This is a genomic window from Paraburkholderia sp. BR14312, from assembly GCF_040948675.1.
GTDB classification, from domain to species: domain Bacteria; phylum Pseudomonadota; class Gammaproteobacteria; order Burkholderiales; family Burkholderiaceae; genus Paraburkholderia; species Paraburkholderia nodosa_A.
Genome location: NZ_JBFPKI010000004.1, coordinates 525,906 through 550,163 on the forward strand (window position 1 = coordinate 525,906; position 24,258 = coordinate 550,163).

The window sequence follows — 24,258 nt, forward strand, 5'->3', positions numbered from 1 at the left end:
ACCACATTTTTAAAACAGATCGTCGGGCGATTATGACAGGCGTTGACGCGAATCGAACCGCAGCTTATACGAGCCTTAAGTTGATTCGTTTTCAAGAAATAAATACTTCTTAAGTATTTGGAAGGTACTCCGATAAGCCGGGCGCAGTTCACGGTTTTTCTCTCTCTTTATCGGAGACCCTCTGATGACAATCCGGGCAGTTTCTAGCCAACCCGCCGCTTCCACAGCAGCGAATACCGGCGCGCAGAACCAGCAGGCGGCTGCCGCTACGCAACCTGCCAGCAAGACGCAGGCGCCGACAACGACGACGACACAGGCTTCGACCCCGTCGGCTTCGTATGCCGTTACGATCAGCAACGCCGCACGCGCAGCATTCGCCGAAGCCACCGAAACGTCGGTTCAGACCGCGCAGGAAGCCAACCGCGGAGACCGACAGGCTGAACGCCTGCTTGCGAAGGAACAGGCCAATAAGCTGGGCTAAGGCGCAAGGGCGTGCGACAGGCGTTGTCTGACGCCGGTTTTGCACGCCCTACCCTGTGGCTCCGCTTGCACGCTGCGCGAAAACCGCGACGTGTAAGTTCACAGCTTTGCGCAAGACCGCTTGATGTACTCCAGGTACTCCATCAAACCAGACGGATAAGATAACTTTTCTTATCGGAATAGTTCGTTTTCAACACAAAACTCCGCACTTCAAAAACGCGCCGCAAGCGCCCATCCCCTATCTTCGGCGACAATGGGAGCATCCTCGCGCGCTGCTCAAGGAACGAGCGCGCAGACGTGGGAAGCCTATGTAAACGCCGTGCTGCGCGACGTGAAACCGGGCGGCATCGTGATCGTGGGACTTTCGCCGAGGAGGGTCCCGACCATTGCAGCGGGCTGCCCGTCATGCGCTACAGCGCCGATGCGTTGCACGCCGAATTTGGCGCGCCCTTCACGCTGATCAAACAGGCACGCGAAGAGCCTCACACGCCGGGTGGCGCCACGCAGAAGTTCATCTACTGCATGTGCCTAAAGAGACTTCGTGAATGGGCCTGCCGTTGAGGCGGTACGTTTCAGGGCGCGAACGCGAGTGCCGCGTCTTCCGGAAGATTCTCGAGCGCGCGACTGCCGTCGCGCAGCGCCTCGCTCTCGCCGTTGAAGGTCGTTTCGCTGTATGCGATGAGTTTGAAGCCGCTACCCGCACTGCGAGGGATGGTGATGCCCCAATGCCACCCTCCTTCCTGTTCGAAGACGTGCAGCTTCAGAGATGCATGCAATGTGTTTGATCGATTCGTCATGTCACGCCCTCCTTTGCGAAAGCGTCGAGGCAGCCGGCATTGGTCAGTGTAGGCATCATTTTGTTGCGGCGCAATAAATATCGACGTTGAGGTGCGATGCTACGCGATCGGGCGTCGTTATCGGGCAACAAAGGGAAACAGGCGGCAACGAGAAGCAACAAGCGGAAACAAAAGTAAACAGGCGTGCGGCGGCGCAGCGTCCTGCCGCAGTCATGTCAGCCCCTCAAAAGGACGTGGGCGCGCCCGCCACGTTCGCGCTATCCTCCGCGCGATGCGCGAAAGTATGCGCTCCCCATTTCCTTTGCGCCCCAAGCATGACCGAACGCACCGAAGCCATCCCCGAGAGCACGCCCGAGGTCGCATCCAATAGCGCGCGATCAACGCTGTGCTATCCCTATCCGGCCCCACCCGCGCCGGGCTCGACTCTCGAAATCGCGCCGGGCGTGCGCTGGCTGCGTATGCCGCTGCCCTGGGCGCTCGATCACATCAATGTGTGGCTTGTCGACGACGCCGAAGGTTGCGCCGTTGTCGATACGGGTGCGCGCACCGAGGCGGCCACGGCTGTATGGCGCGCGACCTTCCCGCAAGGCGGCGAGGCGCACACGGCGTTCCGCGTGACGCGCGTGCTGGTCACGCACATGCACCCCGATCATGTGGGCATGGCAGGCTGGCTCACGCGCGCGTTCGACTGCCGGCTCTGGATGACGCGCACCGAATACTTCAACTGCCGTGTGGCCGCTGCCGACACGGGCCGCGAAGCGCCTGCCGACGCACTCGACTTCTATCGCCGCGCGGGCTGGAGCGAGTCGGCTATCGACGTCTATCGCGCGCGCTTCGGCCGCTTCGGCCAGCATATCCACGCGCTGCCGGAAAGCTTCCGGCGTCTGCAGGACGGCGAGGTCGTGCGCATCGGCGCGCACGACTGGCGCGTGATCGTCGGCATGGGGCATTCGCCGGAACACGCGTGTCTCTACTGCCCGGCGCTGAAGCTGTTCATTTCGGGCGACCAGGTGCTGCCACGCATCTCCTCGAACGTTTCGGTCTATCCGATCGAGCCCGACGCGGACCCGATGGCCCAGTGGTACGCATCGTTCGACAAGCTGCAACACGAAGTGCCCGACGACGTGCTCGTGCTTCCCTCGCATAACGACTGCTTTTACGGGTTGCACGCGCGCATCGAACGCTTGCGCCATGGGCAGGACAAGAGCCTCGCGCGGCTGCGCGGCACGCTCGCCGAACCGCGCCGCGCCGTTGACGTGTTCGGGGCGCTGTTCGCGCGGCGCATCGGCGAGGACGATCTCGGGCAGATGAGCCTCGCAACCGGCGAGAGCCTAGCGTGCCTGAACTACCTGATGTATCGCGGTGAAGTGAAACGCGAGCTGCGCGACGACGGCATGTACTGGTATTCGCGGACGTAAAAAATGGCAGGAAAGGCGCACTACGCCTCTCCTGCCACAAGTCGGATCGACGGCAGTCGCCGCCCGGCGCTTACATGTTCGGGTAGTTCGGGCCGCCGCCGCCTTCGGGCGTGACCCATACGATGTTCTGCGTCGGGTCCTTGATGTCGCAGGTCTTGCAGTGCACGCAGTTCTGCGCGTTGATCTGCAGGCGGTCGCTGCCGTCGTCGTTCTTCATGAACTCGTACACCGCGGCCGGGCAGAAGCGCGCTTCGGGGCCCGCGTAGGTGCGCAGGTTCACGTTCACGGGCACGCTCGCGTCCTTGAGCGTGAGGTGCGCGGGCTGGTTCTCTTCGTGGTTCGTGTTCGAGATGAACACCGAGGAGAGCCGGTCGAACGTGAGCTTGCCGTCGGGCTTCGGATACTCGATCGGCTTGTACTGCGAAGCGGGCTTGAGCATCTCGTGGTCGCGATGCTGGTGATGCAGCGTCCACGGCACGTTGCCGCCCAGCAGCTTCTGCTCGATGCCCACCATCAGCGTGCCCAGGTACAGGCCCTTGCTCATCCACTGCTTGAAGTTGCGCGCCTTGTAGAGCTCGGTGCGGAGCCACGACTGCTTGAACGCTTCCGGATAGGCCGCGAGTTCATCGCTCTGGCGGCCTGCCTGCACGGCTTCGAACGCCGCATCGGCGGCCAGCATGCCGGTCTTGATCGCCGCGTGGCTGCCCTTGATGCGCGAGGCGTTCAGGAAGCCCGCATCGTCGCCCACGAGCGCGCCGCCCGGGAACACGAGCTTGGGCAGCGACATCAGGCCGCCTGCCGTGATCGCGCGCGCGCCGTACGAGACGCGCTTGCCGCCTTCGAGGTACTTGCGGATTTCCGGATGCGTCTTGTAGCGCTGGAATTCCTCGAACGGCGAGAGATACGGGTTCTGGTACGCAAGACCGACGACAAAGCCCACCATCACCTGGTTGTTGTCGATGTGGTACAGGAACGAGCCGCCGTACGTGTCCGACTCGAGAGGCCAGCCGGCGGTGTGGATCACGAGGCCGGGCTGGTGCATCGAGGGATCGATCTCCCACAGCTCCTTGATGCCGATGCCGTAGACCTGCGGATCCGAATCCTTGCCCAGCTTGAACTTCTCGTTCAGTTGACGGCCCAGATGCCCGCGGCAGCCTTCGCAGAACAGCGTGTACTTGGCGTGCAGCTCCATGCCGAGCTGGAAGTTTTCGGTGGGCTCGCCGTCCTTGCCGACACCCATGTTGCCGGTGGCGACGCCCTTCACGGAACCGTCGTCGTTGTAGAGCACTTCGGCAGCGGGGAAGCCCGGGAAGATTTCGACGCCCAGCGCCTCGGCCTGCTGGCCCAGCCAGCGCGTGACGTTGGCGAGGCTGATGATGTAGTTGCCGTGGTTCTTGAAGTTGTCGGGCAGCGCCCAGTTCGGCACAGCCTTAGCCCCCGTTTCGGAAAGAAAAAGGAACTTGTCCTCGGTCACGGGCACGTTCAGCGGTGCGCCCTGTTCCTTCCAGTCGGGAATCAGCTCGTTCAGGGCGCGCGGGTCCATGACCGCGCCCGAGAGGATATGCGCCCCGATTTCCGAGCCTTTCTCCAGCACGCAGACGCCGATTTCAGCGCCTTTTTCCGCGGCCAGCTGCTTCAGGCGGATCGCAGCAGACAGCCCGGCAGGACCGCCACCGACGATCACCACGTCGTATTCCATCGACTCGCGTGGGCCGTACTGTGCTATCAGATCAATCGACGACATATCCTCTTCCTTGCTTGCTAACGGGGCGCCCTGAGTCGCCCGATCAAAACTGCACTTCGCTCAGTGCGAGCACGCCAGCGTCGCCCTTTGCGGCCAGGATCGACGTCTCGAGGCCCCCAGCCTGCGCGAGAATGTGCTCGGCGTAGAACTGCGCGATCGCGATCTTCGCGCCGTAAAACCCGGCGTCGTTCGCGAGTTCGCGTTGCGCGACGAGCAGCGCACGCGCCATTTGCCAACCGCACAGCACGATGCCCGCGAGCTTGAGATACGGCACGCTGCCCGCGAACACCGCGTTCGGGTCGCGCTTGACGTTCGCAACCACGTAGTCGACGACATTCGCCAGTGCGCGCGCGCCCTTCTCCAGCTCCGCGCGCATCGATGCCGCGGCCGCGCCGCCGGCCCGGCCGAGTTCCTCAGCAGTCCGATCGATCTCGCCGAGCAGCGCCTTCGCAACCGCGCCGCCGTCGCGCACCGTCTTGCGGCCGACCAGGTCGTTCGCCTGGATCGCCGTCGTGCCTTCGTAGATGGCGAGAATGCGCGCATCGCGGTAGTACTGGGCCGCACCCGTTTCCTCGATGAAGCCCATGCCGCCATGCACCTGGACGCCGAGGCTCGTCACCTCGTTGACCATCTCGGTGCTCCAGCCCTTCACGATCGGCACGAGGAATTCGTAGATCGCGAGATTGCGCGCGCGCACTTCAGGGTCGGCGTGGTAGTGAGCATGATCGCTATAGGCGGCGGCGACATAGGCGAGCGCGCGTGCGCCCTCGGTCATCGCGCGCATCGAACCGAGCATGCGGCGCACGTCCGGATGATGGATGATGGTCGCCGACTGTTTGAGCGAGCCATCCACGGGGCGACTCTGCACACGCTCCTTCGCGTACGCCACGGCCTTCTGGTAGGCGCTCTCTGCCACGCCCACGCCCTGCATGCCCACGCCGAAGCGCGCGGCGTTCATCATGATGAACATGTATTCGAGGCCGCGTTTCTCCTCGCCCACGAGGTAACCGATCGCACCGCCGTGGTCGCCGTATTGCAGCACGGCCGTCGGGCTCGCCTTGATGCCGAGCTTGTGTTCGATCGATACGCAATGCACGTCGTTGCGCGCGCCGGGCGAGCCGTCGTCGTTGACGAGGAACTTTGGCACGACGAAGAGCGAGATGCCTTTCACGCCTTCTGGCGCGTTGGGCGTGCGAGCCAGCACGAGGTGAACGATGTTCTCCGCCATGTCGTGCTCGCCCCACGTGATGAAGATCTTGGTGCCGAAGACCTTGTACGTGCCGTCACCCTGCGGTTCGGCGCGCGAACGCACCAGCGCGAGGTCGGAGCCGGCCTGCGGCTCGGTGAGGTTCATCGTGCCGGTCCAGTCGCCGGAGATGAGCTTCGGCACGTAGCGCGCCTTCAGTTCGTCACTGCCCGCGGTGAGCAGCGCCTCGATGGCGCCGTCAGTGAGCAGCGGGCACAGCGCGAACGAAAGGTTCGCCGCGTTGAGCATTTCGATGCAAGGCGTCGCGATCAGCTTGGGCAGCGCCTGGCCGCCGAATTCGGTCGGATGCTGCAGACCCTGCCAGCCGCCCTCGACATACTGGCGGAACGCCCCTGCGAAGCCAGGCGTCGCCGTGACCTCGCCGTCGCGCCAGCTGCTGGGCACGCGATCGCCTTCCACGTTCAGCGGCGCGATGACTTCGCCGGAGAGCTTCGCGCACTCGTCGAGCACGGCCTGCGCAGTGTCGAAACCAGCGTCTCCGAAACCCGGCAGGGTTGCGACGGCGTCGATGCCGGCCAGCTCTTTCAGCACGAACAGCATGTCCTTGACGGGGGCGTTGTAGCTCATGATCGGTCCTTCCAGTCACTCAGGGGGTCAAAATGGATGCGCCGCCGGGCCAGGCTTACCAGGGATACCTGGGTGGCCACCTTGCGGCAGTACAGGACGGATCGTAGCGTCAATCGGACGCCAAACCACTGTCCAAACCGGACCACATGGTGACAATTCTGGCCACGTTATCGGCTGCTGTGCCCCGCCAACATGGCTGGGCGACCCGACTTTGCGCAGGGCGACGCTCAGGCGCCCAGCCGCTCAGCCTCGGCGGCGGTAGGTGCCGGGCGTGCTGCCCGTCCAGTGCCGAAAGGCGCGATGAAAGGCGCTGGGGTCGTCGAAACCCAGATCGCCGCCGATGGCCGCGATCGTGTCCTGGGTGTCGGTGAGGCGCTGGATCGCCACGTCGCGGCGCAGTTCGTCCTTGAGCGCCTGGAACGTGGTTTCCTCTGCGGCGAGGCGCCGGCAGAGTGTACGCACCGAGCAGTGCAGGCTGTCGGCCGCCGCTTCGATGGTCGGCAGATCGGGCAGTTGCGCGGCCAGGTACTGGCGCACGTTGTGGCTCACCAGCTGCTCGCTGAAGGTCTCGAAGATCCAGTCGCCGGGCGAGCGCGCGAGAAACGCGCGCAGGTTGCGCTTGCTCTGCCGGATCGGCATGTCGAGATAGGCCGCGCTGAAGCGCATCAGCGTGGCCTCGCGGCCAAAGCGCACGGGCCCCGGGAAGAAGTAGCGGTGATCGAGTGCGTGCGGCGGCTGCGCGCAGGCGAAATCGACTTGCAGCAGCGGGATCCGCTGCCCGATCAGCCAGGACGACACACCGTGGGCAAGCTTGAGCGTCAGCTCCTGCCCGAGCGGCCCGATCGCGCCGTACGCCGGATTGGCGCGTAATGCCACCTGGGCCACGAGCCCATGGCGGCGCGATTCGAGCCGGAAATCGTCGAGCACGATGTGGAAAAACTGGTCGAAGCGATGCAGCGCCGTTTCGAGGTTGCGCGCATCGAGCAGGCTCAGGCAGAGAAACTTGAGCGTGCCACTGCGCAGCGGCCGGCTGAAGATGCCGGGCATCTCGTCGTCGAGTTCGATGGCGAGCGTCTGGTAGAGCGTGGAGAACTGCTCTTCCGTCACGCGGCCGCCCGGCTTGGCGAGCAGTTCGAGCGCGATGCCCGCCTCGTTGAGATAGCGGCGGATCACGCTGGGCTCGGCGCCCGCGCCGGCGAGAAAGCCGTTGACGAGCGAGATGGGAACGGTGGCGCTAGGCGATGGCATGCATTGACGATGAAAGGCCGCGGAAACGGACAGACATCGGCGTCGGCCCGCGCGCCATTTTAAATCGGCGCGGCCGAAATCACGCGGCCGGGCCCCTCGCCCGCGCGAATGCATCGAACCACGCGAGACTTTCCGGGTTGGCCATGGTGTCCGGATTGGCCACCTTCTCGAGCGGCTGGCCGAGCAGAAGCCGCTTGATCGGCACCTCCATCTTCTTGCCTGACAGCGTGCGCGGAACGGCCTGAACCTGATGGATCTCATCGGGCACATGGCGCGCCGAGAGTGCCTCGCGCACGCGTGCGCGAATGCGCTGCGCGAGCGCGTCGCCCAGATCGACACCCGGGCGCAATACCACGAAGAGCGGCATCGACGAGCTGCGCCCCAGGTACTCGAGATCGACCACGAGGCTGTCGAGCACTTCGGGCACCGACTCCACCGCGCGATACAGCTCGCTCGTGCCCATGCGGATGCCGTGGCGGTTGATGGTGGCGTCCGAGCGACCGTAGATGACCGCGCCGCCGCGGGGCGTGATGCGCAGCCAGTCGCCGTGGCGCCAGATACCGGGAAACATGTCGAAGTAGCTTTCGCGGTAGCGCCGGTTCGCGTCGTCGCGCCAGAAGCAAAGCGGCATCGAAGGCATGGGCGCAGTGCACACGAGTTCGCCGACTTCGTCGATGCGCGCGTGCCCGGCTTCATCGAACGCCTCGACGCGCGCGCCCAGGCACCGGCACTGCATTTCGCCGAGATAGACCGGCAAGGTCGGCACGCCGGCGAGGAAGCAACCCGCGAAATCGGTGCCGCCGGAAATCGCGTCGATCCAGACGGGCCCTACCTGCTCGAGTATCCACGTGTACGCTTCGGGCGGCAGCGGCGAGCCGGTCGAACCGACCGCGCGCAGGCGCGACAGATCGGCCGCGGCACGCGGCTCGACACCGGCCTTCAGGCACCCCTGGAAATATGCCGCCCCCGCGCCGAAGAACGTCACGCCCGTCTCGCCCACGAAGCGCCACAGCGCCTGCGCGTCGGGATACGTGGGGTTGCCGTCGTAGAGGCAGAGCGTCGCGCCCGCGAGCAGGCCGCCCACCTGGCAGTTCCACATGATCCAGTTCGTGCTGGCGTACCAGTGGAACCGGTCGCCCGGGCTCAGGTCGAGATGCAGCGCGGTGAGCTTTACGTGCTCCACCACGATGCCGCCGTGCGAATGCACGATGGCCTTGGGCATGCCCGTCGTGCCCGACGAATAGACGATCCACAGCGGATGATCGAACGACACGTGTTCGAATTCGAGCGGGACGTTTCCAGCGATCGCGTCGCGCCATGCCGTGGCCTGCGGGTACGCCTTCACGTCGGCGTCCGGGTCGAGCTGCGGGACGAATACGAGACGCGCCACGCTCGGCAGCTCGCGCAGCAGATGGTGAATCAGTTCGCGGCGGTCGTGTGGCTTGCCGCCGTAGCGGTAGCCGTCTACGGCGAAGAGCACCTTCGGCTCGATCTGCCGGAAGCGGTCGAGCACCGCGAGCGGCCCCATGTCGGGCGAGCACACCGACCAGATCGCGCCCACGCTCGCGGTGGCGAGAAATGCCACGACCGTCTCGGGCGTGTTCGGCATGAAGGCCGCCACACGGTCGCCGCGCGTCACGCCCATGCGCCGCAGCGTGGCCGCGCAAGCCGCGACCTGGCGGCGCAGCTCCGCCCAGCTCAATTCGCGCGTGCGGCCCGCCATGGGGCCGCTCTCGCTGCGCGAAACGATCGCCGGCCGCGCGTCGCTCGCGAGCTGAAAGGCCCGCTCGACGTAGTTCAACTCGACACCCGGAAACCAGCGTGCACCGGGCATCGCCGCATCGGCGAGCGCCACGCCGCGCGGCTCGCGCGAGGGAATCTGCGCCCAGTCCCACAGCGCGCACCAGAAAGCGTCGATGTCCTCGACTGACCAACGCCAGAGCGAGTCGTAGTCGTCGAACGCGAGACCGCGCGCCTCGCCGAGCCACTTCATGAACCGCGTTATGCGGGCGGACTCGACCTGCTGCGGTGCCGGCGTCCAGGCCGGAGCGGATGCGGGAACGGTTTCGTTCATCTCGTTGCGTGGGCTCGTGTGGCTTCGTTTGACCTAATGGTGCCGGAGCCGGTACGCGTCGAACAATTCAGGGAAACCAGTGGAAGGTTTCCTATCGCGTTTGCTGGCAATGATGTCCGATAACGTCGCGCGTAATGGCACATCAACTTGTAATTATTTCCAATAATTCGAATAAAAGAGGTGATTGAACACTTACGCGCGATCAATATTTGGCTTCCCGATTTAATCTAAGATTAATCGAAATTCACATGCGAGTTGTCCTGCACAAATAGATCGAACCGCGAATTTACCCTGCGCCGCGCAATGCCTGTCTGCCGGCAAAGTCCGGCAAACGGCCCCATTCCGTACGCAATTGGCATAAGGCCCGTCATAAAACTGCAATCCACTGACGCCTTTAATTTGCCTAATTCCCGTCGAACCGCCTCTTCCTATCGGACCAAGGTCTTATTGTCATTTTGCGCGCCCCCTATCAGATTGAGCGCGTAGCGGCACGGGTTCCGCTCTCGCGGCATGCGATCCGCGCTGCAGATTCAGGCACCAGCATGTTGATGGGCTCGCGCGCAGCGCGAGATCTGCAACCCAGCCGGCTCGTACAGGAGATCGCGCATGTCCGAATCGACGTCTTCGTCTCACCCCGCGGCCAAGCCCGACAGCGCCGCCACGCCAGCCTCTGCCAACAAGTTGCGCCTTGGCGCGCTCACCGCCCTCGTCGTGGGCTCGATGGTGGGCGGCGGTATCTTTTCCCTGCCGCAAAACATGGCGGCCAGCGCCGACGCCGGCGCGGTGCTGATCGGCTGGGCGATCACCGCGGTCGGCATGCTCATGCTCGCGTTCGTGTTCCAGTCGCTGGCCATCCGCAAACCCGAACTCGACGGCGGGGTCTACGCCTTCGCGAAAGCCGGCTTCGGCGACTACATGGGCTTCGGCTCGGCCTGGGGCTACTGGATCAGCGCGTGGCTCGGCAACGTCGGCTACTTCGTTCTCCTGTTCAGCACGCTCGGCTACTTCTTCCCGGTGTTCGGCGAGGGCAACACGCCGATCTCCATCGTCTGCGCCTCGGTGCTGCTCTGGGCGCTGCACTTTCTCGTGCTGCGGGGCATCAAGGAGGCCGCGATCGTCAACCAGATCACCACGGTCGCGAAGCTGGTGCCGCTGTGCCTCTTCATCATCATCTGCGTGTTTGCGTTCCGCTCCAGCACCTTCACGGCCGACTTCTGGGGACAAATGAATCCCAAGCTCGGCAGCGTGACGAACCAGGTCCGCGGCATGATGCTCGTGACCGTGTGGGTGTTCATCGGCATTGAAGGCGCGAGCATCTTCTCTGCGCGCGCGGAGAAGCGCAGCGATGTCGGCAAGGCCACGGTCATCGGTTTCGTCGGCGTGCTGCTCCTGCTCGTGCTCGTGAACGTGCTGTCGCTCGGCGTACTCACGCAACCGAAACTCGCGGCACTGCAGAATCCTTCGATGGCCGGCGTGCTCGAAAACGTGGTCGGCCACTGGGGCGCGATTCTGATCAGCGTGGGCCTCGTCGTGTCGCTTGCGGGCGCACTGCTCTCGTGGGTGCTGCTGTGCGCAGAAATCATCTTTTCGGCCGCGCGCGACCACACGATGCCTAACTTCCTGCGCAAGGAAAACGCGAAGCACGTGCCGGCCAACGCGTTGTGGCTCACGAACGGCATGGTGCAGATCTTCCTCGTCATCACGCTGTTTTCGAAGGGCACGTATCTCTCGCTCATCTATCTCGCGACCTCGATGATCCTGCTGCCCTACTTCTGGTCGGCAGCCTACGCATTCCTGCTCGCGCTGCGCGGCGAAACGTATGAGGCCGACAGCGGCGAGCGCAACAAGGACCTCGTCATCGCGGGCGTCGCCGTAATCTACGCGGTCTGGCTCATTTACGCCGGCGGCCTCAAATACGTGCTGCTCTCCGCGTTGCTCTACGCGCCGGGCATCGTCCTGTTCGCACGCGCAAAACGCGAGGTCGGCCAGCCCGTATTCACCACCATCGAGAAGTTCGTTTTCGCCGCTGTGCTGATTGGCGCATTGCTGGCGGCTTTCGGCCTGTACAAGGGCTTTCTCACCCTTTGATTCGAGGAGTCTCATGATGAGTACGGACACTGTCGCCTTCGGCGTCAATTCGGAGGCAGGCAAGCTGCGCAAGGTCATGGTGTGCGCGCCGGGTCTCGCGCATCAACGCCTCACCCCCAGCAACTGCGACGAGCTGCTCTACGACGACGTGATCTGGGTCAGCCAGGCGAAGCGCGACCACTTCGACTTCGTCACGAAAATGCGGGAGCGCGGCGTAGACGTCCTCGAAATGCACAATCTGCTCACGGAAACGGTGCAACACCCCGAAGGGCTCAAATACATCCTCGATCGCAAGGTTCGCCCCGAGACCGTGGGCGTGTCGCTCGCCGGCGAGGTGCGCAGCTGGCTCGAAGGGCTCGAGCCGCGCAAGACCGCGGAATTCCTCATCGGCGGCGTGGTCGCCGAAGATATTCCGGATACCGAACAAAGCAAGATCCTCAAGGAATTTCGCCGCTATCTGGGCTATTCGAGCTTCGTGCTCGCGCCGCTGCCCAACAGCACCTTCACGCGCGACACGACCTGCTGGATCTACGGCGGCGTCTCGCTCAACCCGATGTACTGGCCGGCGCGCAGGCAGGAAACGCTGCTCACCACGGCCATCTACCGCTATCACCCCGAGTTCGCGGGCAAGGACTTCCAGGTGTGGTACGGCGACCCCGACGAGGACCATGGCGCGGCCACGCTCGAAGGCGGCGACGTGATGCCGATCGGCAATGGCGTCGTGCTGATCGGCATGGGCGAGCGCACGAGCCGCCAGGCGATCGGCCGTCTCGCGCAGAACATCTTCGCCAAGGGCGGCGCCGAGCGCATTGTCGTGGCGGGCCTGCCCAAGTCGCGCGCGGCCATGCACCTCGACACGGTGTTCAGCTTCTGCGACCGCGACCTCGTGACGATCTTCCCGGAGGTGGTCAACGAGATCGTGCCGTTCTCGATTCGCCCCGACGACAAGAGTCCCTCGAAGCTCGACCTGCGCCGCGAGGAGAAGCCCTTCGTGGACGTCGTGGCAGAAGCGCTGGGCTTGAAGAGTCTGCGCATCGTCGAGACCGGCGGCAACGCGTTCGCGGCCGAACGCGAGCAATGGGACGACGGCAACAACGTGGTGTGCGTCGAGCCCGGCGTCGTGATTGGCTACGACCGCAACACCTATACGAATACGCTGCTGCGCAAGGCCGGCGTGGAGGTCATCACGATCACGGCGAGCGAACTGGGCCGCGGGCGCGGCGGCGGCCACTGCATGACTTGCCCGATCGTGCGCGACGCCGTCGATCTCTGAGCGCCGCCCCTATTCGCATTCCCTCTGCATTCCCACTGCATTCGCAACGGAGAAACGACATGGCTTTCAACCTGCGCAACCGCAGCCTGCTTAGTCTCATGCACCACAGCACCCGCGAGCTGCGTTATCTGCTCGATCTCTCGCGCGACCTCAAGCGCGCCAAATACACGGGGACCGAGCAGCAGCACCTCAAGGGCGTCAACATTGCGCTGATCTTCGAGAAGACCTCAACACGCACGCGCTGCGCGTTCGAAGTCGCGGCCTACGACCAGGGCGCGAACGTCACCTATATCGATCCGACCTCGTCGCAGATCGGCCACAAGGAAAGCATGAAGGACACGGCGCGCGTGCTGGGCCGCATGTACGATGCGATCGAGTATCGCGGCTTCAAACAGGATATCGTCGAGGAACTCGCGAAGTTCGCCGGCGTGCCGGTATTCAACGGTCTGACCGACGAATACCACCCCACGCAGATGCTCGCCGACGTGCTCACCATGCGCGAGCATTCGGACAAGCCGCTCACGCAGATCAGCTACGCGTATCTGGGCGACGCCCGCAACAACATGGGCAACTCGCTGCTGCTGATTGGCGCGAAGCTCGGCATGGACGTGCGCATCGCGGCGCCGAAGTCGCTCTGGCCGCACGACGATCTCGTGGCGGACTGCAAGAAGTTCGCCGAGGAAAGCGGCGCGCGCATGCTGCTCACCGAAGACCCCAAGGAAGCCGTCAAGGGCGTGGATTTCGTGCACACCGACGTGTGGGTCTCGATGGGCGAGCCCATGGAAGCCTGGGGCGAACGTATCAAGGTGCTGCTGCCCTACCAGGTGAACATGGCGCTCATGAAGGCGAGCGGTAGCGCACAAACGCGCTTCATGCATTGCCTGCCGGCCTTCCACAACAGCGAGACCAAGGTCGGCAAGCAGATCGCTGACACGTATCCCGAGTTGAAGAACGGCGTCGAGGTCACTGAGGAAGTATTCGAATCGCCACTGAATCTGGCCTTCGAGCAGGCGGAAAACCGCATGCACACGATCAAGGCGATTCTCGTTTCGACGCTCGCCGACATTTGAGCCGTACCGCTCGACGGCGCGCGTGCGCCGCGCGGCCGGGTTGCAAACCCGGTAACGCGGTGCATGCGCCCCGCTTCACCGACACGCATCACCTTGGGAGTCAGACATGCGAATCGTGATTGCGCTTGGCGGCAACGCGCTGCTGCGTCGCGGCGAGCCGATGACGGCAGAGAACCAGCGCGAGAACGTGCGCCTCGCGGCCACCCAGATCGCGCAGATCGCGCAGGGCAACGAACTGGTGATCGCCCACGGCAACGGGCCGCAGGTCGGCCTGCTCGCGCTGCAGGGCGAGGCCTACAAGGACGTGCCCGGCTACCCGCTCGACGTGCTCGGCGCGCAGACCGAGGGCATGATCGGCTACATGATCGAGCAGGAACTCGGCAATCTCCTGCCGTACGAGGTGCCGTTCGCGACCATCCTCACCCAGGTCGAAGTGGACGCGAACGATCCTGCGTTCCAGCATCCGAGCAAGCCGATCGGCCCGGTCTATACGAAGGAGCAGGCGCAGAAGCTCGCCGCGGAGCGCGGCTGGGCCATCGCCCCGGACGGTGACAAGTTCCGCCGTGTCGTGGCGAGCCCGCGGCCGAAGCACATCTTCGAGATCCGCCCCGTGAAATGGCTGCTGGAGCGCGGCACGATCGTGATTTGCGCGGGCGGCGGCGGCATTCCGACGCTCTACGGCGAAGGCCACAAGCTGGGCGGCGTGGAGGCGGTGATCGACAAGGATCTATGCTCCGCCCTGCTCGCGCAGGAGCTGGAGGCCGATATGCTCATCATCGCGACCGACGTGAACGCCACGTACGTCGACTGGAGCCAGCCGTCACAAAAGGCGATTGCGAGCGCGCATCCCGACGAACTGGAGAAGCTGGGCTTCGCGGCCGGGTCGATGGGTCCGAAGGTCATGGCGGCCGCGGAGTTCGCGCGCAACACCGGCAAGGATGCGGTGATCGGCGCGCTGGCCGATATCGTGGCGATCACCCAGGGCAAGGCGGGTACGCGCGTGAGCACGCAGCGGCCGGGTTTGATCTTCTATTGATGCTGGCCTTTACGGTTCGCGGGCGGCCGCCTCGAAACGGTGCCTGAAAATGCAAGGCGCGCACCGCAGCTGGCGTAGCCGCGGTGCGCGCCCTGTTGTGTAGTTGCGTGCGCCTATTCCTCGCGTGCGGGCGGCATGACCTGTGCGCTGATGGTGTGCTCGCGCCAGAACAGGTTGTTAATGCGTCCCTGCAAGCGGCGCAACCCCTCCTCGCTCGCGGCGTGGAAGGTGAGCAGCGCGCCGGGACGGCCCGCTCCCTCGATCCGCTGAATCGCGTCGTACGGCGGGAAACCGTAGCGCTCCAGAAACTCGTTGATTTCGGCGTCGGTGACGTGTTCGTCGATATTACCCAACAGCAGCTCGGCCATGGTCTACCCCTCGTGAGCGTTCAATCGTGATGATAGTGTGGTTTGATCCGGCGCGACGACAAGCTGCGCCGGGTCGGACGCGATGCCGCTCAGTACTTCTCCTGCACGTAACGGTAACGATAGTCCGGGTCGCGGTAGCCTTGTGCCTTCTGGCGCTCGGGCAGCGTGACCTTTTCGCGCGGCAGCGCCTTGTACGGAATGGTGTTCAGGATATGGCTGATGACATTCAGACGCGCGCGCTTCTTGTCATCGGATCGGACAACGAACCATGGGGATTCCGGCGTATCCGTCATGTCGAACATCTCGTCGCGCGCGCGTGAATAGTCGTACCAGCGGCTATACGACAGCAGGTCCATGGGCGAAAGCTTCCAGATCTTGCGCGGGTCGTTGATGCGCCCTTCGAGGCGCCGGGTCTGCTCTTGCTGGCTCACTTCGAGCCAGAACTTGATGAGGATCGTGCCCGAGTCGATGATGGCGCGTTCGATGAGCGGCACGCCGCGCAGGAATTCCGTCGCCTGTTCCGGCGTGCAAAAGCCCATCACGCGCTCGACGCCCGCACGGTTGTACCAGCTCCGGTCGAACACCACGATTTCGCCCGCGGCGGGCAGCAGCGGCAGGTAGCGCTGGAAGTACATCTGCGACTTCTCGCGCTCCGTGGGCGCGGGCAGCGCGAATACGCGAAATACGCGCGGGCTGACCCGATCGGTGAGCGCCTTGATCGTGCCGCCCTTGCCTGCGCCGTCGCGGCCTTCGAACAGGATGCATACCCTGAGGCGCTTCTGGACCACCCACTCCTGCAAGCGAACGAGTTCGCCATGCAGGCGCCCGAGTTCCTTTTGATAGGCCTTTTCGCTGAGTTTTTCTGCCGGCGCGGCTGCGCTCGCCGCCTTGACTTCCTCTTTCTTCGCCATTGAATCGCTCCCCGCTTCAGACGCCTCACACGAGGCATCCATCCACTATGGTGGGTGAACGAGGGGCGCGCAATAGGACTTTGGACTCAGGCCCAGGCCGTCTTGACCTCCGGCAATCACGCTCACCTAAGAGCGCGTCATTCGTGCGCGTAGTTGAACTCGGGCATGGCCTTCAGCTGGTCCTTGTCGGCCTGCAGCACGATCTGTTTGCTGTCGATGCGCAGGTCGTTGAACGGCACGGCCACGAGATGCTTGCCCAGACCGAGGAAGCCGCCCACGGAGAGAATCGCGAAGGCGCCCTGGTTAGGCGACTCGAGCACGATGTCGTCGATCGCGCCGATCTTGCTGCCGCTATTGTCGTAGACGTCTGAGCCCACGAGCTTCGAGGCGCGAAATCCGGTGCCAGACTGCACCGTCGCCATGCGCTGCACGGCGATCGATTGCGGTGCGCCCTGCGCGAGCGCGGCAGACGGTACGCCCAGCGCACAGCCGAACGTGCACCCGAACGAGACGACGAGCGCACAAGCGCGGCGACAAGCCAGGTCTCGCATATTCAGCGGGCGATTCGATTGTGTCGTCATGGTATCCCCCTATCCCTTGTGCGAATGCACGGCGAATACCGCCTGAAGGCAAGCGCTGTGCCTGGCGCGCTCACGCCTGCGCGAGCCAATGCTCGATCAATGGCCCCCGTTCGCCGCAAATGGGATCGCTTGCGGGATACGGCAGCGCCTGCATGGCGCGCAACTCCGCCGACGTCAGCGCGTCGCGGCGGATGTCCCACTGCTGCCCGCGCGGATAGCCGCCCGCTACGCGAAAGCCGCCGGCGAGCGACAGCAGGCAATGACCGGTGCCGGCCGGCAGCAGCAGCGCGTCGCCGGCATGCACGCGCAGCACGCGCCCGCCCGGGCCGCCGAGAATCAGCTCGGCGGTGCCGGCGAACACGCCCAGCACCTCGTGCGCCGTGGAATGGAAATGGTGATAGTCGAATACGCCGTCGAGCCATTGTACCGGCCAGCCGTTCGCCTCGAAGCGTTCGTTGAATGCCCGTGCAAGGTCATGGGCGCCTGGCGCCAGCGCGCGCCGATAGACGATGACGGGAAGCCGGGCGTTGTTCGGCACCCAGCCGTGCGCGGCGAGGACGAAAGTTTCGACGCCGCTTTCGCGTTGGGCCGGACGGCTTTCGCGCAGTTTGCGCGGAAAATGAAAGGCGCGATCTTCATGCATCGTCTTACTCCCTCGCAGCGCTGCCGCCCGCGGCGGCCGACGCGCCCGCCGCGCCGTTTGCCGGCTTTTTTGCGTGATGCGGTTTGTGTTTCGAGGAATGTGTCGTTCGCGTCGCCTGTGCGCCCTTGCTGGCGGGCACGCCCTTCTCGACGCCCTGGGTCGGCGCCGGGTACACGCCGTTGGCCTTCGCCCCGCTCGACTCGGTGGCGGGCGCCGTGGTCGGCCGATCCGCGCCGGTGTTGTCCTGCGCGAGCGCCGCGCCCGCCGCTGCTCCTTCCAGGACGAGTGCCAGCGCGAGCGCGCCGGGCACGAAAACCTTCGTCGGTGGGGTGTGCATGGTGATCGGTCCTCCTTCAGTACGTTGCGAGCCCGGATGCCAGGACCCTGCACCGTCGAAGCGAGCTGACTGCGCCGGTCCCGGCATGATAAGCAGCAACCCGCGTACCGGCCCCGGCAGGCCCCGGCGACCTGCGGGGCACGGCGTTTGCGCCGAGCCGGGCAAATCGATTCGCGCGAAGGCGAGGCCGAGGGGCTGCGACGCCCCATCTGGCGTACGCTTCGTGTATCCCGGAGAGGTTTATGCGTTCGAATTTCCTGCCCGCCGCTCGTGTTGGCCGCGGCCCCGAGTCTCATCTGCCGACCGAGGAGCCCGACGATCCGCATCGTCCGCCACCTCCTCCGGTACCGGACAGCGAGCCGCCGCCCGTACCGGAAGGCGATCCGCCGCCTGAAGCGCCACCCGAGCGCCTGCGCTAGCGCGCTTGCGCCGCCATGGCGCGGCAGCGCTCAGCCGGTGGCTCGCAAGCGGCGCGACGGGGCGGCCTTCACCTCGGGCCATTCGTCCATCACGCGGCCGGCCGATGGCGCGCTCATCGCCATGGCGAAATCGGGCTTCGTGTTCTTCGACTACGAAGCGAAAAAGGTCGTGCCGATGCCGCAGGCCTTCCGCGACAAGTTTCCGCAAGTCAATACGCGCGGCTGAGCCTGGATTCGCTCAGCGCGGCTGGAACATGATGAGCGCCATGCCGGCTAGCGTGAAGCCGATGCCGGCCCAGTCCCAGGGGCTCGGCCTGATCGCCTGGACGGCCCAGAGCCAGAGAATCGCCACGCAGACATAGACGCCGCCGTAGGCCGCATAGGTGCGCCCGGCGGCCGTGGGATGGAGCGTGAGCAGCCACGCGAAGAGCGCGAGCGAGGCAGCGGCGGGCACGAGGAGCCACCCACTCGCGCCTTCGCGCAGCCAGCGATAAGGCAGATAGCAGCCGATGATCTCGGCGAGCGCGGTCACGACGAAAAGCGCAAACGTCTTCATGGGCGGCGGCTAGTGGCTGGGGCGCCCATGGTAACGCAGGCGGCGAGGCCGCCTGCGCGTTCTTCGCAACGTACCGCTCCGTTCCCCTCAGTTTCCCTTCGGGTCGCCTCAGGGCCGCTCGCCGCGGGCCAGCCGCGCTTCGATCTCGTTCACCACGGGCAGCAGATCGGCGACGCTGTCGATCACGTAGTGCGCGCCCGCCGCACGCAGGCGTTCCGCGGCCGCGGCGCGGCGGCGCGTGAATTCTTCGGGCGCGATCGCGCGAACTTCTTCCTCGGTCAGGCCGAACGCGTTGCCGCTCACCGCGACACCCACCGCCCACGTCCCGCCGTTGATGCCCTCCTCGATGCCGACTTCGGTGTCGTCCACCTTGATCGCGTCGCGCGCGAGCCACACGCCGAGCTGCGGCAGCGTGCGGTAGATCATGTATGGCGACGGCCGGCCTTCGGGCGTGTCGCCCGTGCAAACGATGCTGTCCGGATCGAAACCCTGAGCCTTCGCGCCCGGCACGATCTGGTCGATGATTTCGCGCGTGTAGCCCGTGGTCGAGCCGATGCGTACGCCGTCGGCACGCAGCGCGGCGGTCACGGCCGCTACACCCGGAATCACGTCGCTGTACTGCGCGGCCACGGCGACGTTCTTTGGCACGAAGACGTCGTACACGGCGTCGATATCGGCTTCGCCAGGCGCGTGGCCGTAGTGCGCTTCCCACGCCGCCGCGACGCGTGGCAGCGCCATCAGCGCCGCGATGTGCGGACGCTTGGCCATGCCCATCGGCCCGCGCGCCTCGTCGATCGTGATCGGCACGCCGAACTGCTCGAAGGTCTCGACGAATGCGCCCATCGGCGCGCGCGAACCGTAGTCGACCACGGTGCCCGCCCAGTCGAAAATTACTGCCTTGACGTGTTTCATTGCATGCGTCCTGCTAAGAAATCGATGATGTGGAGTCTTGACGATCTGTGCGGATTACGCGGCGAGCGCTTCGCGTGCGCCGAGGTCGACCGGCGCGGGCGCAGCGCTTGCCACGCCGAGCGTGCGCAGCGCTTCGCCGCACGCGGCCACGACGCGGCGCATGACGGTCTCGTCGAGTGCGCCGATGCAGCCGACGCGAAAGCTCTCCACGCTCGTCAGCTTGCCCGGATAGATGATGAAACCCTGCGCCTTCATCAGTTCGTAGAAGCGCGCGAAGTCGAATGCGGGATCGGCCGGCGAAAAGAACGTGACGATGATGGGCGAGCGCCAGGCTTCGGTCAGCAGCGGCTCGAAACCGAGCCCGCGCATGCCCTCGACGAGCACGTCGCGATTGCGCGCATAGCGTGCAAGGCGCCCCGGCTGACCACCTTCGAGCGCGTGCAGACGCAACGCCTCGATGAACGCGGCCACCGCGTGCGTGGGCGGCGTGAAGCGCCACTGGCCGGTGCGGTTCATGACGTCCCACTGGTCGTAGATATCGAGCGCGAGCGAGTGGCTCACGCCCTTTGCGTTGTTCAGGACTTCCTTCTTTGCGATCACGAACCCGAAGCCCGGCACGCCCTCGATGCACTTGTTGGCCGAGGAGACGAACGCGTCGCAAGGCAGCGTGCGCACGTCGAGCGGCACCGCGCCGAACGCGCTCATCGAGTCGACCAGGAGGCGCCGCCCCTGGCGGGCCGTCACGGCCGCGATCTCCTCGATCGGGTTCAGAATGCCCGAGCTGGTCTCGCAGTGCACGACGACGACATGCGTGATGGCCGGGTTCGCGATCAGCAGCTGTTCGACGTCTTTGGCGCGCGGCGGCAGGTAGTCGCCGGTGTCGTGCACGGTGTGCTCGCGACCCAGGTAGCGCAGCGTCGTGGCGATGCGCTTGCCATACGCGCCGTTGGCGAGCACGAGCGCGTGGCCATTGCGCGGCACGAAACTGCCGAGCATCGCCTCGACGCAATAACTGCCGCTGCCCTGCAACGGCACGCAGTCGTATTCACCCTGCTCGTCGCCCGCGATCTGCAGCAGCGCGGCGCGCAATTGCGCGGTCATGGCTCGGAAGTCGGCGTCCCACGAGCCCCAGTCGCGCTGCATCGCAGCCTTGGTCGAGGCTGCGGTCGTAAGCGGTCCGGGGGTCAGGAGATACGGCTCGGCGGGGGTGGTCATGCGGGCTCCAGTGGGCGTCGGGGACAGTCGATCCCGACACGTTAGCGCAGCGCCGTCCATCGGTAAAATCGATATAATCGATGTCGATATAAGTTGAACTTATCCCCAGTTTTTCTCCTGTCGCCGGAGTGCTTCGACATGCAATACGCGCAATTGCGAGCTTTCCACGCGGTCGCCGAACACGGCGGGTTCTCACGCGCCGCGCAGGCGCTCTCGCTCACGCAGCCGGCCGTATCGGACCATGTGCGGCGGCTCGAACAAGATTTCGGGGTCAAACTCTTCGAACGCGGCCCTCGCGGTGTGGAACTCACCGAACTCGGGCGACGACTCTTCGCGGTGACGCGTCAGATGGTGGGGTGTGAGCGCGACGCGCGGCGGCTTCTCGAAGCGGCAGGCGCGCTCGAATCGGGCGAACTCGCCCTCGCCGCCGACGCGCCCGACCTCGCCATCAAGCTGATCGGCGCGTTCAGGCGGCGCTATCCGGGGGTGGTGATCAAGCTATCGATCGCGAACGCGACGGAATGCATGCGCCGCGTCCTCGCGAGCGAAGCCGACGCCGCGATCACGGCCGCGCGTCAGGTTCACAGCCGGCTGCAGGCCCGCGTGCTGCGCGAGGAACCGCTGGTCGCGGTCGTGCCCGCCGAAAGCCCCGCCGCGAAAAAGCGCCGCATGACGTACGAGGAACTCGTGCGCGAGCCCATGGTGTTTCGCGAAACGCATTCGGTCACGCAGCAGTTGCTCGAAGCCGAACTCGTGCGCAAAGGACTGCAGGTCCAGCCCGTGCTCTACGTGGATGGCCGCGAGGCCTTGCAAACGGCCATTGCGCAGGGCGTGGGCGTGGGTGTGATCGCGCATGCGGAATTTGGCGAGTCGCGGCGCATTCGCATGCTGCCACTCGTGGACTGCCAGGTGCGCATGGTCGAATCGCTTACGCGCCTCGCCGACACGACCTCGTCGAATCTGCTCGACGCGCTCTTTGCCATTCCGCTCGATTGAGCGGCGGGAGGGCCGTCAGGACACTACGATAGCGGTGCCGACGGCATGGAGCAGATCGCGCAGCGTTTCGGCCTGCTCCATGCGCGCGCCGTGGCGCAGGTGAATCCGCAGCGCCCGGCCCGCGATGCCGTCGACCGGGCGCGCGAGCCACAGCTCGACGGCGAGCCCGAGGCCGTCGGGAGCATCGGGCACGACCGGTTCGACGACGCGCGGCTTGAAGGAGGCGGATTCGGACATGGCAAGACCTCGTCGGTGGCGGGATCGACTTCATCGTAGCGAGGCGGCACGCCCGCGCCAAACGAGAAATCCGCGTATGCAAATGAGCGCCGCCCCGCAATGGATCGCGCGGGCAGTGGCATGCACGACCGCTCGCATTGCGCGCCGCATCGTGGAAGCCGGCGAGGTGCCCTTTTTACCAGCAGCGTGTGGCCGCGAGTGGCAAACTGAACGCATCGTTGCGCGGCCCTTGGCCAGTTTGCCAGCAACGAGATGGGAGGACCTCTTCATGGAACGCCCCTTTACCGATCGCCGCGAGGCGGGCCGTTCGCTCGCCGGCCCGCTCTCGGCCTACGCGGGCAGACGCGACGTCATCGTGCTCGCGCTCCCGCGCGGCGGCGTGCCCGTAGCCTATGAAGTCGCGAAGGCGCTGCAGGTGCCGCTCGATGTCTTGCCCGTGTGCAAGCTCGGCCTGCCCTGGCAGCCGGAACTCGCCATGGGCGCGCTGTCGTCGAACGGCGCGCAGTACGTGGACAGTGCGCTCGTACGCAGCGCCGGCGTGAGCGAGGCCCAGTTGCAGAGCGCCATGGCGCTCGCACGCATCGAGCTGGGACGGCGCGAGGCGCGCTATCGCGGCGAGCGTGCTCCGCTTGCGGTGGCGGGCCGTGTGGCGGTCATCGTCGACGACGGCATGGCCACGGGCGCGTCGCTGAAGGCAGCGGCGCTCGCGCTCGCCACGCTTGGCCCCGCGCGCATCGTCGCAGCGCTGCCGGTCGCGCCCTCGGGCTCGTGGGACCGGCTCGGCAGGACGGTGGACGAATTCGTCTGTGCGCGCATGCCCGAGGCGTTCTACAGCGTCGGCCAGTTCTATCTCGACTTCGATCAGGTCAGCGACGACACCGTGCGCGAGTTGTTGGCTCAAGCTGCGGCGAACGACGCGCGCGGCGACGCGCAGAGCTAAGCCGCGCCGGTTGCGCCGCCGCTGCACGCGCGCCTTATTTCACCGGATTCGACGCCGCTTCGCCCACCACCGTTTGCCAGGGCCGCACGCGCCAATGCTTCACGAGCCCCGAAAGCACGTACGGGTCGGCGCGCGCGAACGCTTCGGCCGCGGCCTGACTGTCACCCTGGAAAAGCAGCAGCGCGTTGTCGACGGGATCGGCAACCGCACCCGCCAGGAGCAACTCGCCGCGTTCGACAGCCGCCCATGCCAGCTTCAGATGCGCGCTGCGGTGTTCGGGGCGGCGTTCGAGGTAGTCGTCTGCGAGTTCGTACATCAAGAGGTAATGCATGCGCGTTCTCCGTGTCGTTGCGGCCACGCCGGACTGGGTCGACGGCCGATAGCGAACATTGTGCAGCAGCGCGCGCGTCAACCGAACACATCGCTACGTCGTTTTAATGGCAGCTTTGCCATAATGGCGGCGCGCGCGAGGCGCACCGGCCTTTACGGCTGGCCGCACGTCAACTGAGAACGTCCAAAGTCAAGGGAGTGAACGATGAAGATGCAATCCGTCATTGCTGCAATCGTGCTGGGCGGCGTGCTGGCCGCGCCGGCGTTCGCACAGACCGCCGCACCCGCTTCCGCGCCGGCGGCGAACAGCCAGCAGAACAAGATGAAGGCATGCAACGCCCAGGCCGGCGACAAGAAAGGCGACGACCGCAAGGCATTCATGAAGCAGTGCCTTTCGACTGCCGGCGCTCCGGCTCCGACGATGACCCAGCAAGAGCGCATGAAGGCGTGCAACGCCCAGGCCGGCGACAAGAAGGGCGACGACCGCAAGGCATTCATGAAGACCTGCCTCTCGACGAAGAGCTGAGCGAAGCGGGTTCGGGAGCGCTCCCGCACCCGTCTGCACTCGCAGGATCCGCGCGCCGCAGCCTTTGCTGCGGCGCGTTTTTTTATGCGCTGTTTTTGTGCGTTGCAGCGCCCGTGTCTTCGGTTGTGCGAATCATCGTCGACGGATGCGAAATCGTGCAGGTTTGCGCGGATTTGCGTCATGACCCGCATTCGGACGTGCCGTTTTTCTCCTATGATGGCTGCA

Annotated in this window: 25 protein-coding genes and 1 pseudogene; 11 read left to right on the forward strand and 15 right to left on the reverse strand. The window is 65.2% G+C overall.

Going from position 1 to position 24,258, the window contains the following annotated elements; genetic code table 11:
- Positions 1-184: 184 nt before the first annotated feature.
- Entirely contained in the window at positions 185-481 is a 297-nt protein-coding gene (locus tag AB3X98_RS14445) for a hypothetical protein (protein WP_368606763.1), read from the forward strand.
- Between the two features lie 571 nt (positions 482-1,052).
- Here the strand turns inward: AB3X98_RS14445 and AB3X98_RS14450 are convergent.
- A complete protein-coding gene (locus AB3X98_RS14450; RefSeq protein WP_069265725.1) occupies positions 1,053-1,277 on the reverse strand; it encodes a hypothetical protein in 225 nt (74 codons plus the stop codon).
- A 314-nt stretch (positions 1,278-1,591) separates the two neighbouring features.
- Here AB3X98_RS14450 and AB3X98_RS14455 point away from each other — a divergent pair, with 314 nt between their 5' ends.
- Positions 1,592-2,695 carry an MBL fold metallo-hydrolase gene (locus tag AB3X98_RS14455; RefSeq protein ID WP_368606761.1) on the forward strand — a complete coding sequence of 368 codons (1,104 nt, stop codon included), beginning with the start codon at positions 1,592-1,594 and terminating at the stop codon, positions 2,693-2,695.
- Positions 2,696-2,765: 70 nt separating this feature from the next.
- Here the strand turns inward: AB3X98_RS14455 and AB3X98_RS14460 are convergent, their stop codons facing one another.
- The 4 genes from AB3X98_RS14460 to AB3X98_RS14475 all read right to left on the reverse strand — a co-directional run bounded on the left by AB3X98_RS14460 (position 2,766) and on the right by AB3X98_RS14475 (position 9,595).
- On the reverse strand, positions 2,766-4,439 hold the full coding sequence (locus AB3X98_RS14460; protein ID WP_368610265.1) for an electron transfer flavoprotein-ubiquinone oxidoreductase: 1,674 nt from the start codon (positions 4,437-4,439) through the stop codon (positions 2,766-2,768).
- Between the two features lie 43 nt (positions 4,440-4,482).
- The gene (locus AB3X98_RS14465; protein WP_368610266.1) at positions 4,483-6,273 is read right to left on the reverse strand and encodes an acyl-CoA dehydrogenase; all 1,791 of its coding nucleotides are present in this window, start codon (positions 6,271-6,273) and stop codon (positions 4,483-4,485) included.
- A gap of 243 nt (positions 6,274-6,516) precedes the next feature.
- Complete coding sequence (locus AB3X98_RS14470) at positions 6,517-7,521, reverse strand: AraC family transcriptional regulator (protein ID WP_342945754.1); 1,005 nt, start codon at positions 7,519-7,521, stop codon at positions 6,517-6,519.
- A 79-nt stretch (positions 7,522-7,600) separates the two neighbouring features.
- A complete protein-coding gene (locus AB3X98_RS14475; protein WP_368606462.1) occupies positions 7,601-9,595 on the reverse strand; it encodes an acetoacetate--CoA ligase in 1,995 nt (664 codons plus the stop codon).
- 720 nt (positions 9,596-10,315) lie between these two features.
- Here AB3X98_RS14475 and arcD point away from each other — a divergent pair.
- From arcD to arcC, 4 genes are all read left to right on the forward strand, one after another.
- Positions 10,316-11,683, forward strand: coding sequence for an arginine-ornithine antiporter (gene arcD, locus AB3X98_RS14480; protein ID WP_069268125.1), 1,368 nt, complete (start codon positions 10,316-10,318; stop codon positions 11,681-11,683).
- Positions 11,684-11,699: 16 nt separating this feature from the next.
- Positions 11,700-12,956, forward strand: coding sequence for an arginine deiminase (gene arcA / locus AB3X98_RS14485; RefSeq protein ID WP_069268126.1), 1,257 nt, complete (start codon positions 11,700-11,702; stop codon positions 12,954-12,956).
- 59 nt (positions 12,957-13,015) lie between these two features.
- Positions 13,016-14,026, forward strand: coding sequence for an ornithine carbamoyltransferase (locus tag AB3X98_RS14490; protein ID WP_342945751.1), 1,011 nt, complete (start codon positions 13,016-13,018; stop codon positions 14,024-14,026).
- Positions 14,027-14,132: 106 nt separating this feature from the next.
- Complete coding sequence (gene arcC / locus AB3X98_RS14495) at positions 14,133-15,062, forward strand: carbamate kinase (RefSeq protein ID WP_069268050.1); 930 nt, start codon at positions 14,133-14,135, stop codon at positions 15,060-15,062.
- A 113-nt stretch (positions 15,063-15,175) separates the two neighbouring features.
- Here the strand turns inward: arcC and AB3X98_RS14500 are convergent, their stop codons facing one another.
- From AB3X98_RS14500 to AB3X98_RS14520, 5 genes are all read right to left on the reverse strand, one after another.
- On the reverse strand, positions 15,176-15,430 hold the full coding sequence (locus AB3X98_RS14500) for an RNA-binding protein (protein ID WP_254313976.1): 255 nt from the start codon (positions 15,428-15,430) through the stop codon (positions 15,176-15,178).
- Between the two features lie 89 nt (positions 15,431-15,519).
- Positions 15,520-16,341 (reverse strand): polyphosphate kinase 2, encoded by an 822-nt coding sequence (gene ppk2 / locus AB3X98_RS14505; protein WP_342945749.1) that lies wholly within the window; start codon positions 16,339-16,341, stop codon positions 15,520-15,522.
- A gap of 137 nt (positions 16,342-16,478) precedes the next feature.
- Positions 16,479-16,922, reverse strand: coding sequence for a PRC-barrel domain-containing protein (locus AB3X98_RS14510; protein ID WP_256094983.1), 444 nt, complete (start codon positions 16,920-16,922; stop codon positions 16,479-16,481).
- 70 nt (positions 16,923-16,992) lie between these two features.
- Complete coding sequence (locus tag AB3X98_RS14515) at positions 16,993-17,565, reverse strand: cupin (protein WP_368606463.1); 573 nt, start codon at positions 17,563-17,565, stop codon at positions 16,993-16,995.
- A gap of 4 nt (positions 17,566-17,569) precedes the next feature.
- Positions 17,570-17,902: a hypothetical protein gene (locus tag AB3X98_RS14520; protein ID WP_368606464.1), complete on the reverse strand. Its 333-nt coding sequence runs from the start codon at positions 17,900-17,902 to the stop codon at positions 17,570-17,572.
- Between the two features lie 242 nt (positions 17,903-18,144).
- Here AB3X98_RS14520 and AB3X98_RS14525 point away from each other — a divergent pair, with 242 nt between their 5' ends.
- Positions 18,145-18,321, forward strand: coding sequence for a hypothetical protein (locus AB3X98_RS14525; RefSeq protein ID WP_368606465.1), 177 nt, complete (start codon positions 18,145-18,147; stop codon positions 18,319-18,321).
- Between the two features lie 88 nt (positions 18,322-18,409).
- A pseudogene (locus tag AB3X98_RS14530) lies at positions 18,410-18,547 on the forward strand (thioesterase family protein); the annotation flags it as partial.
- 12 nt (positions 18,548-18,559) lie between these two features.
- Here the strand turns inward: AB3X98_RS14530 and AB3X98_RS14535 are convergent.
- From AB3X98_RS14535 to AB3X98_RS14545, 3 genes are all read right to left on the reverse strand, one after another.
- Positions 18,560-18,877: a YnfA family protein gene (locus AB3X98_RS14535; RefSeq protein ID WP_368606466.1), complete on the reverse strand. Its 318-nt coding sequence runs from the start codon at positions 18,875-18,877 to the stop codon at positions 18,560-18,562.
- Between the two features lie 108 nt (positions 18,878-18,985).
- A complete protein-coding gene (phnX, locus tag AB3X98_RS14540) occupies positions 18,986-19,789 on the reverse strand; it encodes a phosphonoacetaldehyde hydrolase (protein WP_368606467.1) in 804 nt (267 codons plus the stop codon).
- Between the two features lie 54 nt (positions 19,790-19,843).
- Entirely contained in the window at positions 19,844-21,004 is a 1,161-nt protein-coding gene (locus tag AB3X98_RS14545; RefSeq protein WP_368606468.1) for a 2-aminoethylphosphonate--pyruvate transaminase, read from the reverse strand.
- A 138-nt stretch (positions 21,005-21,142) separates the two neighbouring features.
- Here AB3X98_RS14545 and AB3X98_RS14550 point away from each other — a divergent pair, with 138 nt between their 5' ends.
- A complete protein-coding gene (locus AB3X98_RS14550; RefSeq protein ID WP_069268060.1) occupies positions 21,143-22,000 on the forward strand; it encodes a LysR substrate-binding domain-containing protein in 858 nt (285 codons plus the stop codon).
- 15 nt (positions 22,001-22,015) lie between these two features.
- Here the strand turns inward: AB3X98_RS14550 and AB3X98_RS14555 are convergent, their stop codons facing one another.
- Positions 22,016-22,237 carry a hypothetical protein gene (locus AB3X98_RS14555; RefSeq protein WP_069268061.1) on the reverse strand — a complete coding sequence of 74 codons (222 nt, stop codon included), beginning with the start codon at positions 22,235-22,237 and terminating at the stop codon, positions 22,016-22,018.
- A 268-nt stretch (positions 22,238-22,505) separates the two neighbouring features.
- Between AB3X98_RS14555 and AB3X98_RS14560 the strand changes: the two genes are divergently transcribed.
- Positions 22,506-23,177, forward strand: a complete 672-nt coding sequence (locus AB3X98_RS14560) for a phosphoribosyltransferase (RefSeq protein WP_368606469.1) — start codon at positions 22,506-22,508, stop codon at positions 23,175-23,177.
- Between the two features lie 34 nt (positions 23,178-23,211).
- On the opposite strand, the gene AB3X98_RS14565 is transcribed toward AB3X98_RS14560, so the two are convergent.
- Positions 23,212-23,508, reverse strand: a complete 297-nt coding sequence (locus AB3X98_RS14565) for a YciI-like protein (protein WP_368606470.1) — start codon at positions 23,506-23,508, stop codon at positions 23,212-23,214.
- Between the two features lie 204 nt (positions 23,509-23,712).
- Here AB3X98_RS14565 and AB3X98_RS14570 point away from each other — a divergent pair, with 204 nt between their 5' ends.
- Positions 23,713-24,033: a PsiF family protein gene (locus tag AB3X98_RS14570; protein WP_342945740.1), complete on the forward strand. Its 321-nt coding sequence runs from the start codon at positions 23,713-23,715 to the stop codon at positions 24,031-24,033.
- Positions 24,034-24,258 lie beyond the last annotated feature (225 nt).

What these genes read in the sequence shown, in the direction of transcription:
- AB3X98_RS14445 (WP_368606763.1), top strand. Translation starts at nt 185, where the DNA reads ATGACAATCCGGGCAGTTTCTAGCCAACCCGCCGCTTCCACAGCAGCG.
- AB3X98_RS14450 (WP_069265725.1), bottom strand. Translation starts at nt 1,277, where the DNA reads ATGACGAATCGATCAAACACATTGCATGCATCTCTGAAGCTGCACGTC.
- AB3X98_RS14455 (WP_368606761.1), top strand. Translation starts at nt 1,592, where the DNA reads ATGACCGAACGCACCGAAGCCATCCCCGAGAGCACGCCCGAGGTCGCA.
- AB3X98_RS14460 (WP_368610265.1), bottom strand. Translation starts at nt 4,439, where the DNA reads ATGTCGTCGATTGATCTGATAGCACAGTACGGCCCACGCGAGTCGATG.
- AB3X98_RS14465 (WP_368610266.1), bottom strand. Translation starts at nt 6,273, where the DNA reads ATGAGCTACAACGCCCCCGTCAAGGACATGCTGTTCGTGCTGAAAGAG.
- AB3X98_RS14470 (WP_342945754.1), bottom strand. Translation starts at nt 7,521, where the DNA reads ATGCCATCGCCTAGCGCCACCGTTCCCATCTCGCTCGTCAACGGCTTT.
- AB3X98_RS14475 (WP_368606462.1), bottom strand. Translation starts at nt 9,595, where the DNA reads ATGAACGAAACCGTTCCCGCATCCGCTCCGGCCTGGACGCCGGCACCG.
- arcD (WP_069268125.1), top strand. Translation starts at nt 10,316, where the DNA reads ATGGTGGGCGGCGGTATCTTTTCCCTGCCGCAAAACATGGCGGCCAGC.
- arcA (WP_069268126.1), top strand. Translation starts at nt 11,700, where the DNA reads ATGAGTACGGACACTGTCGCCTTCGGCGTCAATTCGGAGGCAGGCAAG.
- AB3X98_RS14490 (WP_342945751.1), top strand. Translation starts at nt 13,016, where the DNA reads ATGGCTTTCAACCTGCGCAACCGCAGCCTGCTTAGTCTCATGCACCAC.
- arcC (WP_069268050.1), top strand. Translation starts at nt 14,133, where the DNA reads ATGCGAATCGTGATTGCGCTTGGCGGCAACGCGCTGCTGCGTCGCGGC.
- AB3X98_RS14500 (WP_254313976.1), bottom strand. Translation starts at nt 15,430, where the DNA reads ATGGCCGAGCTGCTGTTGGGTAATATCGACGAACACGTCACCGACGCC.
- ppk2 (WP_342945749.1), bottom strand. Translation starts at nt 16,341, where the DNA reads ATGGCGAAGAAAGAGGAAGTCAAGGCGGCGAGCGCAGCCGCGCCGGCA.
- AB3X98_RS14510 (WP_256094983.1), bottom strand. Translation starts at nt 16,922, where the DNA reads ATGACGACACAATCGAATCGCCCGCTGAATATGCGAGACCTGGCTTGT.
- AB3X98_RS14515 (WP_368606463.1), bottom strand. Translation starts at nt 17,565, where the DNA reads ATGCATGAAGATCGCGCCTTTCATTTTCCGCGCAAACTGCGCGAAAGC.
- AB3X98_RS14520 (WP_368606464.1), bottom strand. Translation starts at nt 17,902, where the DNA reads ATGCACACCCCACCGACGAAGGTTTTCGTGCCCGGCGCGCTCGCGCTG.
- AB3X98_RS14525 (WP_368606465.1), top strand. Translation starts at nt 18,145, where the DNA reads ATGCGTTCGAATTTCCTGCCCGCCGCTCGTGTTGGCCGCGGCCCCGAG.
- AB3X98_RS14535 (WP_368606466.1), bottom strand. Translation starts at nt 18,877, where the DNA reads ATGAAGACGTTTGCGCTTTTCGTCGTGACCGCGCTCGCCGAGATCATC.
- phnX (WP_368606467.1), bottom strand. Translation starts at nt 19,789, where the DNA reads ATGAAACACGTCAAGGCAGTAATTTTCGACTGGGCGGGCACCGTGGTC.
- AB3X98_RS14545 (WP_368606468.1), bottom strand. Translation starts at nt 21,004, where the DNA reads ATGACCACCCCCGCCGAGCCGTATCTCCTGACCCCCGGACCGCTTACG.
- AB3X98_RS14550 (WP_069268060.1), top strand. Translation starts at nt 21,143, where the DNA reads ATGCAATACGCGCAATTGCGAGCTTTCCACGCGGTCGCCGAACACGGC.
- AB3X98_RS14555 (WP_069268061.1), bottom strand. Translation starts at nt 22,237, where the DNA reads ATGTCCGAATCCGCCTCCTTCAAGCCGCGCGTCGTCGAACCGGTCGTG.
- AB3X98_RS14560 (WP_368606469.1), top strand. Translation starts at nt 22,506, where the DNA reads ATGGAACGCCCCTTTACCGATCGCCGCGAGGCGGGCCGTTCGCTCGCC.
- AB3X98_RS14565 (WP_368606470.1), bottom strand. Translation starts at nt 23,508, where the DNA reads ATGCATTACCTCTTGATGTACGAACTCGCAGACGACTACCTCGAACGC.
- AB3X98_RS14570 (WP_342945740.1), top strand. Translation starts at nt 23,713, where the DNA reads ATGAAGATGCAATCCGTCATTGCTGCAATCGTGCTGGGCGGCGTGCTG.